This is a genomic window from Lysobacter sp. Root667, from assembly GCF_001427715.1.
Taxonomy (GTDB): domain Bacteria; phylum Pseudomonadota; class Gammaproteobacteria; order Xanthomonadales; family Xanthomonadaceae; genus Lysobacter.
This window is the reverse complement of sequence record NZ_LMHF01000001.1, coordinates 1-15,123: the sequence shown is the minus strand read 5'-3', so window position 1 is coordinate 15,123 and position 15,123 is coordinate 1. Positions and strand designations below refer to the sequence as shown.

Annotated in this window: 13 protein-coding genes and 1 pseudogene; 8 read left to right on the top strand and 6 right to left on the bottom strand. The window is 68.1% G+C overall.

Annotated features, from left to right (window positions below; all coding sequences use genetic code 11):
* Window positions 1-50: 50 nt before the first annotated feature.
* From ASD78_RS00065 to zapE, 4 genes are all read left to right on the top strand, one after another.
* Window positions 51-566 (top strand): c-type cytochrome, encoded by a 516-nt coding sequence (locus ASD78_RS00065; RefSeq protein ID WP_056098120.1) that lies wholly within the window; start codon window positions 51-53, stop codon window positions 564-566.
* A 150-nt stretch (window positions 567-716) separates the two neighbouring features.
* Complete coding sequence (locus ASD78_RS00060; RefSeq protein WP_056097644.1) at window positions 717-2,513, top strand: ExeM/NucH family extracellular endonuclease; 1,797 nt, start codon at window positions 717-719, stop codon at window positions 2,511-2,513.
* Between the two features lie 84 nt (window positions 2,514-2,597).
* The gene (locus tag ASD78_RS00055; RefSeq protein WP_055907240.1) at window positions 2,598-3,266 is read left to right on the top strand and encodes an alpha/beta hydrolase; all 669 of its coding nucleotides are present in this window, start codon (window positions 2,598-2,600) and stop codon (window positions 3,264-3,266) included.
* Between the two features lie 4 nt (window positions 3,267-3,270).
* Window positions 3,271-4,359 carry a cell division protein ZapE gene (zapE, locus tag ASD78_RS00050; protein ID WP_200944111.1) on the top strand — a complete coding sequence of 363 codons (1,089 nt, stop codon included), beginning with the start codon at window positions 3,271-3,273 and terminating at the stop codon, window positions 4,357-4,359.
* Between the two features lie 520 nt (window positions 4,360-4,879).
* Here zapE and ASD78_RS00045 read toward each other — a convergent pair.
* From ASD78_RS00045 to ASD78_RS00035, 3 genes are all read right to left on the bottom strand, one after another.
* On the bottom strand, window positions 4,880-6,160 hold the full coding sequence (locus ASD78_RS00045; RefSeq protein ID WP_056097639.1) for a hypothetical protein: 1,281 nt from the start codon (window positions 6,158-6,160) through the stop codon (window positions 4,880-4,882).
* Between the two features lie 12 nt (window positions 6,161-6,172).
* Window positions 6,173-7,054 carry a hypothetical protein gene (locus ASD78_RS00040; RefSeq protein ID WP_055907228.1) on the bottom strand — a complete coding sequence of 294 codons (882 nt, stop codon included), beginning with the start codon at window positions 7,052-7,054 and terminating at the stop codon, window positions 6,173-6,175.
* Between the two features lie 311 nt (window positions 7,055-7,365).
* Window positions 7,366-8,268 (bottom strand): LysR family transcriptional regulator, encoded by a 903-nt coding sequence (locus ASD78_RS00035; RefSeq protein WP_056097637.1) that lies wholly within the window; start codon window positions 8,266-8,268, stop codon window positions 7,366-7,368.
* A 115-nt stretch (window positions 8,269-8,383) separates the two neighbouring features.
* Here ASD78_RS00035 and ASD78_RS00030 point away from each other — a divergent pair, with 115 nt between their 5' ends.
* Window positions 8,384-9,403 (top strand): NAD(P)-dependent alcohol dehydrogenase, encoded by a 1,020-nt coding sequence (locus ASD78_RS00030; protein ID WP_056097635.1) that lies wholly within the window; start codon window positions 8,384-8,386, stop codon window positions 9,401-9,403.
* Window positions 9,404-9,661: 258 nt separating this feature from the next.
* Here the strand turns inward: ASD78_RS00030 and ASD78_RS00025 are convergent, their stop codons facing one another.
* Complete coding sequence (locus ASD78_RS00025; protein ID WP_055907212.1) at window positions 9,662-10,555, bottom strand: LysR family transcriptional regulator; 894 nt, start codon at window positions 10,553-10,555, stop codon at window positions 9,662-9,664.
* A gap of 369 nt (window positions 10,556-10,924) precedes the next feature.
* Here ASD78_RS00025 and ASD78_RS00020 point away from each other — a divergent pair, with 369 nt between their 5' ends.
* From ASD78_RS00020 to ASD78_RS00010, 3 genes are read left to right on the top strand one after another with little or no spacing between them, the layout of a single operon-like run.
* A complete protein-coding gene (locus tag ASD78_RS00020; protein ID WP_056097634.1) occupies window positions 10,925-11,719 on the top strand; it encodes an SDR family oxidoreductase in 795 nt (264 codons plus the stop codon).
* Between the two features lie 13 nt (window positions 11,720-11,732).
* The gene (locus ASD78_RS00015; protein WP_055907207.1) at window positions 11,733-12,023 is read left to right on the top strand and encodes a putative quinol monooxygenase; all 291 of its coding nucleotides are present in this window, start codon (window positions 11,733-11,735) and stop codon (window positions 12,021-12,023) included.
* Between the two features lie 47 nt (window positions 12,024-12,070).
* The gene (locus ASD78_RS00010; RefSeq protein WP_056097632.1) at window positions 12,071-13,285 is read left to right on the top strand and encodes an L-dopachrome tautomerase-related protein; all 1,215 of its coding nucleotides are present in this window, start codon (window positions 12,071-12,073) and stop codon (window positions 13,283-13,285) included.
* Window positions 13,286-13,360: 75 nt separating this feature from the next.
* Here the strand turns inward: ASD78_RS00010 and ASD78_RS20345 are convergent, their stop codons facing one another.
* Together ASD78_RS20345 and ASD78_RS21285 are read right to left on the bottom strand one after the other, a co-directional pair.
* Window positions 13,361-13,504, bottom strand: a complete 144-nt coding sequence (locus ASD78_RS20345; RefSeq protein ID WP_156087499.1) for a hypothetical protein — start codon at window positions 13,502-13,504, stop codon at window positions 13,361-13,363.
* A gap of 605 nt (window positions 13,505-14,109) precedes the next feature.
* Window positions 14,110-15,123, bottom strand: a pseudogene (locus ASD78_RS21285) (hypothetical protein); the annotation flags it as partial.

Here is a 15,123-nt window from a genome sequence, read left to right as displayed (position 1 = left end):
CTTGTTGATGGCTCCGCATGCCCCCGACGGGTATGCGCAATAGGTGGATCGTGCGCAATTACGACCTCGAATTCCTGAAGAAATTCTCGATGGTGATCGGCTTCCTGATGCTGGTCACCCTCGGGCTGATGATCGCCGCGTACTACGTGCACCAGCAGATCCCGCCGGAGATCGATCCGGCCACGGTCAAGCGCACCGAGCAGCGCATCGCTCCGGTCGGCGCGGTCTACGCCGGCAGCACCGGCGCCTCGGCCCAGGCCGCCGCCAAGGCGGCCGCCGCGGCCAAGGCCGCCTCGCAGGTCGCCTACGGCGGCACCAAGGACGGCGCGGTGATCTTCGACAGCCTCTGCGCGGGCTGCCACAAGTCCGGCGCCGGCGGCGCACCGACCTTGGATCAGGCGCATTGGGGTCCGCGCCTGGCCAAGGGCAAGGACACCCTGCACAAGCACGCCATCGAGGGCTTCACCGGCACCTCCGGCGTCATGCCGCCCAAGGGCGGCAACCCGGCCCTGACCGACGAGCAGGTCGCGGCCACGGTCGACTGGATGCTGGGCAACCTCAAGTAAGCGCCGCCGCATCGCGCTGCCTGCGACGCCGCCTTCGGGCGGCGTCGTCGTTTCCGCGACCGGCAATCCGGATCGGTCCGTTCGCCGCCTGCAACACGGAAGCCGCCCGATCCGTTCGATAATGCGCGACCTCTCCGTGGCGCCTCCGCGATGCCTGCCTTCCGCCCCCGTTCCGCCGCCCTGCTGTTGCCCTGCCTGCTGTTGTCCGCCTGCGCGAGCCTGCAGCGCGATCCGCTCGCCGATGCCGCAGCCACGACGCCGATCGGCGCGCTGCACGGCCGCGACGCCAGCCGCCCGCTGGAAGGAACCCGGCTGACCATCGAAGGCACGGTCACCGCCGCCCTCACCGGCGAGGACGACGGTTTCGTCGGCTGGTTCGTGCAGGACGCCGGCGACGGCGACGACGCCACCTCCGACGCCGTGTTCGTGCCCGCCACCCCGGAGGTGTCGCTGCACGTGGGCGATCGCGTGCGCGTGTTCGGACGCGCGACCCAGCTCGACACCGGCCGCGGCAGCCGCCTCACCGCGCTGGAACCCGAAGCCGCGCGCGCTCTCGGCGCCGGCCGCGCCGAAACCCTGGTGCTGGACGCGCCGCCCGCGGACTGGTCGCGCTATGCCGGCATGCGCATCGGCATCGGCCGGCGCCTGACCCTGGCCGACACCGGCGATATCCTCAAGGAAGGACGCGCCCTGGTCGCCTTCGACGGCCCGCTCTGGCAGCCCGGCGAACGCGCCGCCCCCGGCAGCGAGGCCGCGCGCGCGGTCGCCGCCGACAACGCCCGGCGCCGGCTGTGGCTGGACGACGGCCGCATCGCCGGCGCACCGGCGCTGGACAGCGGCGTGCTCCCGCCCGGCTATGCCCAAGCCCGCAGCGGCAGCACCCTGGAAGGCGTCGAAGGCGTGCTCGACGCGCGCGACGGCGCCTGGCGCCTGCAGCTGACCGCCACCCCGACCCTGCACCCGGCCGCGCGCGAACCCGCGCCGCAGGCCGGCGACGCCAACGACCTGCGCATCGCCGCCTTCAATCTGGAAAACCTGTTCAACGGCGACGGCCGCGGCGGCGGCTTCCCGACCCCGCGCGGCGCCCGCGACGCCGCCGAATACCAACTGCAGCAGGACAAACTGGCCGTCACGATCCAGAGCCTGAAGCCCGACATCGCCGCATTGATGGAGCTGGAGAACGACGGCTACGGCCCCGACTCGACCCTGGCGCAACTGGTCGAACGCCTCAACCGCGACGGCGGCGACTGGCGTTACGTCGCCCCCTGCCGCCCCTGCGCCGCCGACGCGCGCGGCCCCGGCGACGATCAGATCCGGGTCGGCATGATCTACCGCGCCAGCCGGGTCGCGCCGCGCGGCGCCGCCGCCACCCTGCAAGGCGGCCCGTTCGGCGCCGGCAGCCGGGTGCCGCTGGCCCAGGCCTTCGTCTCGCTGCGCCGCGGCCGCCCGGCCGGCCCGGCGTTCGCGGTCGTGGCCAACCACTTCAAGTCCAAGGGCTGTGGCCAGGCCCAGGGCGCGGACCGCGACCAGGGCGACGGCGCCGCCTGCTGGAACGCCCTGCGGACCGATTCGGCGCGCCGCCTGGACGCCTGGCTGAAAACCGATCCCACGAAATCCGGCAGCGATCTTGCGGTCATCCTCGGCGATCTGAATGCCTACGCCGAAGAAGAGCCAGTCCGCACGCTGAAGGACGCGGGCTGGCGCGACGCCTTCGCGGTGGCCAAGGTCGCCCGCCCCTACAGCTATGTCTACGACGGCGAACTCGGCCGCCTCGACCACGCCCTGCTCAGCCCCGGCCTGGCCGCACGCCTGCGCGGCGCCGTGGAATGGCACAGCAACGCCGACGAACCGCTGGCGGCCGGCTATCGCGCCGGCGCCGCCGGGCCCTGGCGCAGTTCCGACCACGACCCGCTGCTGCTGTCGTTCCGCCTGGTTCAAAGCCGTTGACTGCAAGCCGGTTGACTGCAAGCCCGTTGACCGCAGACCTGGCTGATCGCCGGCCCGCTAACAGTCGCTCGGTATGATGCGCGTATGACCACCCCTGCCTTCCCCGGCGACGCCTCCACCGCGCTCAGCCTGCGCGGCCCGGCCGGCGCGCTCGAAGCCATCGTCGAAGCCGCCGAGGACACGCCGCGGCCGCTGGTCGCGATCGTCTGCCACCCGCTGCCGACCGAGGGCGGGACCATGCACAACAAGGTCGTGACCATGACCGCGCGCGCCCTGCGCGAGTCCGGCGCGGCCACGGTGCGCTTCAACTACCGCGGCGTCGGCCAGTCCGAGGGCGAGTTCGACCATGGCCGCGGCGAAGCCGACGACCTGCGCGCGGTCGCCGCCTGGGTCCGCGCGACCCGTCCCGACGCGCACCTGTGGCTGGCCGGCTTCAGCTTCGGCGCCTACGTCTCGCTCAAGGTGGCCGACGAACTCAAGCCCGGCATGCTGATCTCGATCGCGCCGCCGGCCGGGCGCTGGGATTTCGCCGACATCGTCATCCCCGACTGCCCCTGGCTGGTGATCCAGGGCGAGGCCGACGAAATCGTCGACCCCAGCGCCGTCTACGCCTGGCTCGACAGCCTCAAGCAGCCGCCGGACCTGGTCCGCATGCCCGACACCAGCCACTTCTTCCACCGCCGCCTGATCGACCTGCGCGGCGCGATCAAGAACGGCATCAAGCCCTACCTGCCTGCGCAACCGCATGAGTGAACCGATCGCGGCGGCGCTGCCGTCCGCCGCCTACGCTGCCGGCGTCGCCCGCGGCGACTGGAACGACGACCCCGCCCAGCACCCCGCGCTGCGCGAACTCGACCGCCTCCACGCGCGCTTGAGCGAACCGCTCAAGCGCGGCCTGTTCGACGGCCTGCTCGGCAAGAAACCGGAAACCCCCAAGGGCCTGTACCTGTGGGGCGGTGTCGGTCGCGGCAAGACGTTCTTGATCGACCTGTTCTTCGACGGTCTTCCGATCCGCGGGAAGCGCCGCACCCACTTCCACCGCTTCATGCGCGAAGTGCATGCGCAGCTGCGCGCGCATACCGGCGAGAGCGATCCGCTGGCCAAGATCGCGCGCCAGTGGGGCCGCGAACTGCGCGTGCTGGTGCTGGACGAATTCTTCGTCATCGACATCGGCGACGCGATGTTGCTCGGGCGCCTGCTCGAACGCCTGTTCGCCGAGGGCGTGGCCCTGGTCACCACCTCCAACACCGCGCCGCCCAACCTCTACGCCGAAGGCCTGCAGCGCGACCGCTTCAAACCCGCGATCGCGCAGATCCAGCAGCATTGCGAAGTGCTGCTGCTCGACAGCGCCCACGACTACCGCCTGCGCGCGCTGACCCGCTCGCCGGTGTATCGCACGCCGCTGGACGCCGAATCCGACGCCTGGCTGGCCGCGCGCTGGAAGGAACTGTCGATGGCCTGCCCCAAGGAACAGGGCCCGCTGCACATCGACGGCCGCGACATCCCGGTGCGCGGCCTGGCCGAAGGCCACGCCTGGTTCGACTTCGCCGCGCTGTGCGAAGGCCCGCGCGCGGCCGGCGACTACATCGAGATCGCGACCGAACACCACACCGTGCTGCTGGGCGACATCCCGCTGTTCGACGGCCGCAACGACGACCCCGCGCGCCGCTTCGTCACCCTGATCGACGAACTCTACGACCGCCACGTCAACCTGGTCTGCACTGCCGCCGTCGCGCCGACCGAGCTCTACCTGGGCCACAAACTCGGCGGCGCCTTCGAACGCACCGTGTCGCGCCTGATCGAAATGCAGTCGGCGGAGTATCTGGCCTTGGAGCACCGCGGCTGACCACCGCTCTTTCGCACCACGCCGCCGCCTCGGGGTAGGAGCGGCGTAAGCCGCGACCGCACTCGATCACGCAGCAGCGTCGTCGGCGAACCAGCGCAAGTCCTGCTCTCATCGTCCAGCCCGGCACACAGCCCGAACCCCGCAGCGACTGTGGGAGCGACGTAAGTCGCGATTGAACCTCCCCTTGCCGACGTACCCGCGATCGCGAGCCATCATTGGCCACAGCCACATCGCGATCCGACTCGCTCCACACAAGAGCAGCACGCGCTACACACGCAGGTCACGCTTTAACGACGCACACACTTTCGCAACAACCACCTCCGTTACCCTGCGCCTCGACAGGAGCTCAAGCGGTCGGAGGAAGGGATGGCAGGACTCAGCCTGTGGCACTGGATCATCATCCTGGGCCTAGTCGGTTGCCTGACCCTGGTGGTGATCCTGGTGGTCGCCTTGCTGCGCATGCGCCGCGACAACTAGCCACGCGCGCACCGATCCGCGGGACCGGTGCGCGCGACGCGGTTCAATCGTTGACCTGCGCCTGCAGGCAGTTGTGGTCGATCAGGGTTTCGAAAGCGCCGGCTGCGGTGAAGCGGCCGCTGTTGTTGCCCCAGTAGTCGCGCACGTTGACGCCATCGGCGCCGTCTTCGCCGTCCTCGCGGTTGTCGCTGCCGTCGTCGAACTGGCGCCAGCCGGTGACGATGTCGGTGCTGGCGTAGGCCAGACGATCGTCGTCGCCGCTGGCCGCACCGCTGCCGCCCTCGTTGTTCCAGTCGTCCAGGTCCCAGAACGCCTTGCCGGTCTGGATCTCGTTGTGGGCGTTGTCCGAACAGGTGGCGAAGCCCAGGGTCGCGGTCTCGAAGTTGCGGCCCCAGCCGAACGGCACCGTCGCGCTGTTGTTCGGCTCGTACCAGCTCACCAGGGCGACGTAGTTGCCCCAACCCTCGGTGGTCGCGCAGGACTCGTGTTCCAGCGAGTCCAGGCTGTGACCGTCGCCGCCGCGGCTGCAGTCGTCGCGCAGCCAATCCTGGTCGAACTCCTGCATCTGGATCACGTGGCCGAGCTCGTGGGTCACGTTGGAACCGTTGGCGCCGCGGGTGCGGGTGATCTTGATCAGGTCGCGGTCCGGCGCGCAGCTGGTCGGGCAATCGGTCTGGCCCGGGTATTGCAGCCGCACGCTGGTGTCCATGATCTCGCCCAAGGCCTGCAGGGTGTGCTGGGCCGAGTCCAGCGCCATGATCCGCAGGCCGCGATCGGAGGCGATGTCGTTGGTCGGCACCAGCGTGCCCGATCCGAACACGCTGCAGGTGGTGTTGGCCTTGCAGTTCATGGATACATAGCGTTCCGGGTCGCCGGACTGGCCGTTGCGCCACGAGGTCACGCTGGCGGCGCTGTTGTCGGTGTTCACGCCGCGCACTTCGACGTAGTGGCTGTAGCCGGTGCGGTTGACCCTGTTGATGTAGCGCAGGTACAGATCGGGATTGGCTTCGCCCTTGTCGTAGTCGGAGTTCTCCCACTCGAATGCGACGCACTGGCTGCCGCCGCCGCCGATGTACCAGGTGCCGATGTATTCGTCGTCGCCTTCCCAGTCCTTGTCCCAGACTTCGATCTGGTGGCCGACCATGTCGACGTAGCCGCCGGAATTGCAGCCGCGGCGCGCGCCGGCTTCGGAGGTGTCGGCGCACTGCACGCGCTCGTCGCGCAGCTGCAGGCGGAAGCAGACGTTGCGTTCGGCCGCGGCCGCGACTTGCGCGACCAGCAACAGGGCCGCCGTGGCGGCGAATTGGATAATGCGGATGTTCATGGCGGGTGCCTCCTAGCGTTCGCGTGATTCGTCGGCGTTCCGGCCGGCGTCCTGGTCCTTGCGGCGTGCCGCGTCTTCGCGTTCGGGCAGCAACCCGCCCGCGCGCCCCAGCGGAATGGCGCGGCCGAGCCTGGTCTTGCTCACAGGCATTTTCGCCGCCGCGCCGCGGCCCTCGTTCCACTGCACTTTCTCGCCCAGCGCATCGAGCCCGTCGTAAGGCGGGTCGACCATGCGCGAGTACTCGGCCTGGCTGACATAGGCCGGCTTGCCGTCGCGGACCACGAAGTGCGCCCAATACACCATCTGCAGCGGCTTGCTCTTCGGGTCCTCGTTGGCCGCATGCGCGCGGGCGAGGATTTTCTCGGCGTAGGCGCCGTCCTTAAGCTGCGCGGCCTTGTCGCTGGCCAGCGGGATCAGCACGCCGACGCGCTTGGGCCGTTCGTCCCGGAGCGCGGTGCGCGCGGCGGCGGACGCGTCGGCCAGGCGCAGCTCCGCGCGCGGCTCGGCGCGGGCGATGCTCGGGAGCTGGCGCTCGGCTTCGGCCGCGCGCCGCGGCGGCGCTTTGTCGCGCGGATCGCGGTATTTGAAATCGTTGGGCCCGGTGAACGGCGCGGTGTAGTCGAACATGCGCAGCTTGCGCCACGGCACCGGATCGGGCTCGCGCGCCAGCGGCGTGCCGTCGCTGTAGATCGCGCGGGTGACGTCCAGCGACGCCAGGCGTTCGGGCTCGATCACCATCACGACGAAGCCGTCGCGCACGTAGTGATCGACGAAATCGACCGGCGCCTCCGGGCCGATCGCGTAGGCGGGCGCGGCCAGCAGCACGGCCAGCGCCGAGGCATAGAGCGCCGCGCGCGGCGCGGCGACGGTGGGAATGCGGATGCTCGGGTTCATGGGGTCCTCCTTGGACCTGTCGCGTGGGTCGAACGCACGCAGCGCGCAAGGCTTTGCGTCGCCGCGAACGCGCGGACACCGATCACGAATGCTTGCTGCGCGCCGCAACGCCATGGCGGACCTCATTCCGCCCCGGTCCCGTTGCGGGACCGCTTCCTTGGCCTGTACTTCCGCGCGTCCTTCACGCGTCGATGTCGCCCGAATACCAACGGTCGAAACCGGCCGGGCCGGCCACGCTGCGCCTGTTCAGACCCCGCGCTGGAGCGCGTCCGACCAGCGGCCGAGCCGATTCCCGGCCCGAGGCGGACGCGTCACTTGCCGATGATCTTCGGTATTTCCTCCACCAGCGCATCGATCGCCACCCGCGTCTTCGACGGCAGGTAGCGCGACTGCGGCCACACCGCGTGCACGTCGTTCGGGTACACCAGCTCGTGGCCCATCACGCATTCCAGCTCGCCGCTGGCGAGATAGCGCGACAGCATCCAGCACGGCAGCCAGGCCAGGCCGACGCCGGCGATCGCGGCATCGGCGATCGCCTGCACATCGTCCATGCGCAGCTTCACGTCCATGCGCGGCTCGCGCACGCCATCGCCGTCGCGCACCCGCCAGCGCAGGTCCTGACCGGCGCGGCCATAGACGATGCAGGCGTGGCCATCCAGTGCTTCGGCGCTCTCCGGCCGACCGCGTCGGGCCAGATAAGCGGGCGATGCGCCGATGCCCATGCGCTGCGTGCCCAGACGGCGCGCCGCCAGCAGGGTGCTGTCCGGCAGCGGACCGATGCGTATCGCCAGATCGATGCCCTCCTCCAGCAGATCGACGACCCGGTCGCTGAAGGAGATCTCCACCTGCAATTGCGGATGCTGCTGCGCCAGCGTCATCAGCACCGGCGCCACGCAATGACGGCCGAACAGCACCGGCGCGCTCACCCGCAAACGGCCGCGCGGCTCGCGGCGGCCGCTGTCCAGCGTCGCCTCGGCTGCGTCCAGCTCGGCCAGGGCCCGCACGCAACGCTCGTAATAGGCCTGACCGTCCTCGGTCAGGCTCTGCCGGCGCGTGGTGCGATGGAACAGGCGCGCGCCCAGGCGACGTTCCAGGCGCCCCACGCTCTTGGCCACGGCGGACCGGGTGAGGTTCATGCGCTCGGCCGCGACCGCGAAGCTGCCCGAGTCCACGGCCTGTACGAAAGCGGCGATGCCGGTGAGTTTGTCGTCCATTGGCGCCTATAGGGATACAGATTAGCGATTGAATAGAGCCACCGGGGCCCATCAGGCGACTATATCGTATGGATCACCGTCCGGACCGCCCGGACCCCCTACGGAGATCCACCCCATGCAGGCTTACCAGATCGTCAGCGGCGCCCACGTCGCCGGCCTGGAGCGCGTCGAACGCCCCGCCCCGGTCGCCGGTCCGTACGAAGTGCTCGTGCGCACCCATGCCGTGTCCCTGAACTACCGCGACCTGATGTTCGCGCGCGGCCAGTACGGCCCGGTCGCCGCCCACCCGATGATCCCGGTGGCCGACGGCGCCGGCGAAGTGATCGCGGTCGGTGCCGGCGTTACCCGCTTCAAGCTCGGCGACCGCGTCATCAACACGTATTTCCCCGACTGGATCGACGGCAGGCCGACGCCGACCAAGACCCGCGACTCGTTCGGCGCCCAGATCGACGGCGTGCTCGCCGAGCAGTTCATCGCCCACGAGGACGCGCTGGTCGCGATCCCCGCCCACCTCGACTACGCCGAAGCGGCCGTCCTGTCCTGCGCCGGCATCACCGCCTGGAACGCGATGTTCGTCGAAGCCGCGCTCAAGCCCGGCGACAGCGTGCTGCTGCTCGGCACCGGCGGCGTTTCGATCATCGCCCTGCAGCTGGCCAAGGCCGCCGGCCTGCGCGCCATCGTCACCTCGTCCAGCGACGACAAGCTCGAACGCGTGCGCGCCCTCGGTGCCGACGCCGTTATCAACTACCGCGACACCCCGGAATGGCAGAACGAAGTGCTGCGCCTGACCGACGGCATCGGCGTCGATGCCGTGATCGAAGTCGGCGGCGAAGGCACCCTCGCCCGATCCATCCAGTCCACGCGCATGGGCGGCACCGTCGCCGTGATCGGCGGCGTCACCGGCTTCGGCGGCACCCAGGTCGACCCGCTCGCACTGATCGTCGGCGTGAAGCACCTGTCCGGCATCTTCGTCGGCAGTCGCGCGATGCTGGATGCGTTGACGAAGTTCGTCGAGGTCAATCGCATCGTGCCGGTGGTCGACCGCGTGTTCGGCTTCGACCAGGCGCGCGAGGCGTACGAGTACCTCGAGGCGGGCAGGCATTTCGGCAAGGTGGTGGTGCGGGTAATGGGCTGAGGCCTGGCATCGCGCATGTTTTCAGGCTGTTCGGCTACGCGGACCTATGTGTCCGCGTGGCGCGCGCATGCGGACTGGGAAATGGTTTTGGGTCCTCGATCGTATAACCGTACTGAGCAGCGAGTGCGATCACCTTATCGACGCACTAAGGCAATGGGCGACGGCTGGATATCAGCTGTATCTGCTGCTCCGCGGCGACCAGAAGAGAGTTCAGTTTCGATAGGCTGAGCTTCTCGACATCGATTTTAGCGTGTCGTATTACGACGTAAGCAGGTCGATCATGGCTCGTGCCGCTGCGGATTGACTCCGGTGTGGCGCATAGACGACCGAGAACGGCCGCGATCGCCCCCGCAACTGCGGCAGCACTTCCACCAACCGGCCGCGTTCCATCCGGTCGCGAACGATGAATTCGTAGCTCTGGCAAATGCCGACGCCTTGTTCGGCCAGCGACACCACGCCCAGCACATCGTCCGAAATTTCTATCGGCGCGTCGGGCAACCAATCGATATCTTTCCCGCCGTCGCGGAACACCCAGGGCGCGAGACGACCCGTGCGCGGCATCAGGAAGGGCAGGCACAGGTGCCGCCGCAAATCCTCCAACGCCTGCGGCAGGCCCATCCGTTGCACGTACTCGGGGGATGCGACCAGGAGCAGGGCGGCGTCTTCGAGCTTGCGCGCGACCAGGCCGCTATCGGGCAGATGTCCTAGGCGGATGGCGAGATCGAATCCTTCCGCCACCAAGTCGACATTGCGGTTGGTGATGTTGAGTTCTACCTGGACCCGGGGGTATTGCCTGGCGAAGCGCGCAAGCAGCGGCGGCAGCCGATAGTGGCCGTAGGTGGTCGGCACGCTCAGCCTGACGCGGCCGGCCATTTCGCCCTCCTGGCCCTGCACCTCGCGCTCGGCGTCTTCGAGCAGCGAGAAGGCCGAGCGCGCCTGCTCCAGGTAGAGGCGTCCGGCTTCGGTCAGGCCCAGGCGGCGCGTGGTCCGCTGCAGCAGCTGCCGCCCCAGGCGCGTCTCCAGCCGGGCGACGGCGCGACTCAGTACCGAGGGCGTGGTCGATAGCGCCACGGCGCCGGCGGTGAAAGAGCCGTGCTCGACCACGGCGATGAAGGCTTCCACGTCCCCCAGGTAGTCGAATTTCCGGCTCATCTTGTCCTCAGAAGAACAAATGTTTTTCTCCCTGATCAGTTTATCGCCGCATAAGTGCTGAATACAGTGAGTCCATTCCGCATCGCAGGGCCACGACCATGAACCAGAGCACCTCCATCCCTTCCGCCAGACTCGTGCCGCCCGTGCCGAGTCAGGGCAGCCAGGGCGGCAACGAACGGCCGACCGGCACCTAGCTCGGGCAGGTCATCCACCCCTGGCTGACCCGCAAGCGGCCGGCCTCTGAAGTCGCAGTACCTCCGGTTGCGCGACCAGCGGCCGGCGGATCGGTCGGCCCCACTCTTTCTACGCAGAGCGATGCGCACGTCCGTTCGCGCGGGCGCGCCGTCGGCTCGTCTCAAGGAAATCACCATGGACCTTCAACTCGCCGGCAAAACCGCTCTCGTGACCGGCGCCACCGCCGGCATCGGCCTGGCCATCGCCCGCACCCTGGCGCGCGAAGGCGTCACCGTCACCCTGACCGGCCGCGACCCGGAAAAACTGCAGAACGCCGCCGCCGAGATCGCCAAGGGCGCACCCGACAGCCGCGTCGCCACGATCGTCGCCGATCTCGGCAGCGCCGAAGGCGCCGCTGCGCTGACCGCGGCGCAGCCGGACGCCGACATCCTGGTCAACAACCTCGGCTACTACGAAGCCAAGCCCTTCGCCGAGATCACCGATGCGGACTGGCTGCGCATGCTCGACGTCAACCTGATGTCGGGCGTGCGCCTGTCGCGGCATTACTTCCCACGCATGTTGCAGCGCAACTGGGGCCGGGTGATCTTCGTTTCCAGCGAGGTCGGCGCGTTCACGCCGCCGGACATGGTGCATTACGGCGTCAGCAAGTCGGCGCAGCTGGCGGTCTCGCGCGGCATGGCCGAGCTGACCAAGGGCACCGGCGTCACCGTCAACAGCGTGCTGCCGTCGGCCACGCGTTCCGACGGCATCGTCGAATACCTGCGCCAGACCGCGCCGCGTCCTGGCATGACCGACGCGGAGATCGAAGCGCACTTCTTCCAGACCTATCGCCCCAGTTCGCTGATCGCGCGAATGATCGAGGCCGACGAGATCGCGGCGATGGTCGCGTTGCTGGCCAGTCCGCTCGGCGCCGCATCCAACGGCGCGGCGGTTCGCGTCGAAGGCGGCACTTTCCGTTCGATCCTCTGAATCCGGAGCCATCATGTCCGACCTCATCGTCATCGCCATCGCGCAGGCCAAGCCCGGTTACGAAGCCGCGCTGGTCCAGGCGCAAGCCGAACTGGTCGCCGTCGTGCGCCAGCTGCCCGGATGCATCAGCTACGAGTTGAACGAGTCCCTGGAGCAGCCGGGCCGGGTCGTATTCGTCGAACGCTGGCGCGACCGCGCTGCGTGGGAAACCCACATGCGCGGTCCGCACATGGACGCGTTCCGAAGCAAGGCCGGGTCGATGATCGGCGCGTTCGACCTGCTGCAGATGCGTCAGGTCGCCTGAGCCCGCCCGACTTCCAGCATCTCCTCCTTCCCTTACGGAACACGACCATGTCCAAGCGCCCCTGTCGTACGTCCGCCATCGCGATGGCGGCCCTGCTTTCCTTCGCAAACGCGGCCGGTGCGGCGGATGGGCCCTCCCTGGAACGCTGGCGCAGCTACGCTGGCGTGAGCTGGGATGCGCCGGACAACGGCAAGAACCCGGCGCCTTTCGCCGCGTCGGTCGACGCACCCATCGCCGGCATCCACTTCGATGCGCAAGGTGTCGCTTATGTGAGTACGCCGCGTCTGGTTTCCGCCGCGGCGCCGGCCACGCTGAGCATTCTGGACACCCGGGCCGAATCCGGTCCGGCACGGCTGACCGCCTTCCCGTCACACCCAGGCAACGCGGTGGAGGGCGCGCCGGAACGAAGTCTGCGCAATGTGCTCGGATTCCATGTCGATCGCAGGAACGGCTGGCTGTGGGCGCTGGACATGGGCTTCGTCGCAGGCGAAGCCGAGGCGCCGGCGGGCTCGCAGAAGGTGCTGGTGCTGGATCTGAAAACCGGCCGTACCGTCAAGCGCATCCCGTTGGATAGCGTCGCCGACCGCAAGGCCAGTTTTCTCAACGATATCGTCGTCGACGAGCGCCGTCGCATCGCCTACATCTCCGACAGCGGGTCGCGCAGTGCGCCGAATAACAAGGTCGGCCTGATCGTGGTCGACTACGCCAGCGCTACGGTCCGCCGCGTCCTCGATCGGCACCCGAGCCTGCAGATCGAACCGGGTGTGAAGGTCGTCGCGCATGGCGCCGACGTATGGCCGGGCAAGCCCTTGCTGATCGGCATCAACGGCATCGCACTCTCGCCGGACGCCAGGACGCTGTACTGGACGGTGACGACCGGAACGCGCATCCACGCGCTGCCGACGGCGATCCTGCGCAAAACCGGTTCCACCGACGAACAGATCGCCGCGACGATCCAGGACCTGGGCGCGGTGGACGGCAACACCGACGGCATCGTGACCGACGCCCAAGGCGACCTCTACATCACCGACGTCACCCGCAACGGCATCGTGAAGTACGACCACAAGACCCGATCGATGTCCTTGATCGCGTCCAACGAGGGCGTGCGCTGGCCCGATACGCCCGCCATCCAGCCCGGTGGCGATCTGATCTTCACCTCGAGCCGCCTCAACGACCACTTCGCGGGCTCCGTCCCGCTTGGGGAAGAACGCTACGAGTTGTGGCGCCTGCCGTTGAGCGGTCGTCAGAAGAAGGGCAATTGATCGGTCAAGATGCATCACCGAACCGATCGATGACAACGAAACACGCGGGCCGCAGGTTCACGAGTTTCATCGACGTCACTTGGAGGCCGTGCTTATGCGCGCGGCGTCGGCGCGGTCGGCCGCTTCGGTGCCGACGCGCTCACGCAGCACGGATACCACCTGCTGCAACTGTGCTTCTGCCAGGCCGACATTGCGGCTGATGCGCATATGGGACTGCATCTGAGGATCCACTCCCTGCAGCGCGGCAAGCGCGCCGACGGTGGCCGAAGAATGGCGAAGAATGGGAGGCGAAGAATGGGACGAAGAATGGGAGGACGAAGAATGGGACACCCACAGATATCCCATCGAAAACCGAAGAATGGAACCGAAGAATGGGACACCCACAGATATCCCATCGAATACTAACAACCTGAGGGATCGCGAGATTCACAAAAGGTCGACGGATGCCCAGCCCCGTCACGGGCGAGGCGAAGAATGGGACACCCACAGATACTGGGAAGAATGGGACACCCACAGGTATCCCATCGGATACTAACAACCTGAGGGATCGCGAGATTCACAGAAGGTCGACGGATGCCAGCCCCGTCGCGTGCGCCACAGGTCCATTGCCCCTGGAGGGATAATTGTCAGCCCTTACTCGCGCGCTTCCCGCCATTTTCAGGCGCCTTAGGCGAGTTTGACCGCTAGACCCACACCTTTAAGCCAGCGCTGACCCAGTCGTTGCGCCAGTTCGATCAAATCCTGGGCTTCGCCGACCACACGCCAGTAGCCCGAGCCCACCGACCTCACCCGCTTCGTCCAGCGGCTTGGCTCCCTATCCAGCTTTACCAATACGCTCGGCGCGTCAGAGGGAATGGCACCTCGCTTGTCCGGATGGACCTGCCGCCCAGTCCACTCCAGCAACGCCAAGTACTCACCCAACCGGATCGGCAAGCAGGCCACCTGCGAGCCGGCGACCGGGCGAAGCGCCGTCTCGGCGGAATCAGTGTTGAGCGCGCGCAACCGGAGGAATCCTGGGCTTCGCCGACCACACGCCAGTAGCCCGAGCCCACCGACCTCACCCGCTTCGTCCAGCGGCTTGGCTCCCTATCCAGCTTTACCAATACGCTCGGCGCGTCAGAGGGAATGGCGCCTTGCTTGTCCGGATGGACCTGCCGCCCGGTCCACTCCAGCAACGCCAAGTACTCACCCAACCGGATCGGCAAGCAGGCCACCTGCGAGCCGGCGACCGGGCGAAGCGCCGTCTCGGCGGAATCAGTGTTGAGCGCGCGCAACCGGAGGTGCGCGCTGGTGTGATGCGATTCCTGCAGTCCACTCGCGAGACCGGCGCGAATCGGATTCAGATCCACATAGGCCATAGCGGCCAATACGGCTCGATCGTCGCAAAGTACTTGCGCCTTGTAGCGGCCTTCCCAGAAGCGCCCTTTGCAGCCGTCCTCGGCGTTGGCGGCGCGGGCTATCGGCTCCGCAACACAACGCATCAGCCAAGACAGGTCGCCCAAACGGGTACGGATCAACGATAGGCGAGCCGGATCGGCCAGTAGCGCGCTGCGCTTGCACTCGTGAGCGGCGAGAGTGTTCTCGCGAGGCGGAAACAACCGAACCCAACGTGCGGCCACTTCGGCATCCGCCCATTGCCTTGTCARRCTCGGTTCCAATTGCACGACCAAATGCAGATGATTGCTCATCACCGCGTAGGCGTGAACGGCGATAGCGAAGCATTCGGCYAGCAGCAGCAACCGCTGCTCAATCCAGTCCTTTCGATGCTCGTAGGACCGACCCGTGTAGCGGTCAATTCCGCACAGGAACGCGCGACGCACGCAGCGTTGCACGCAATG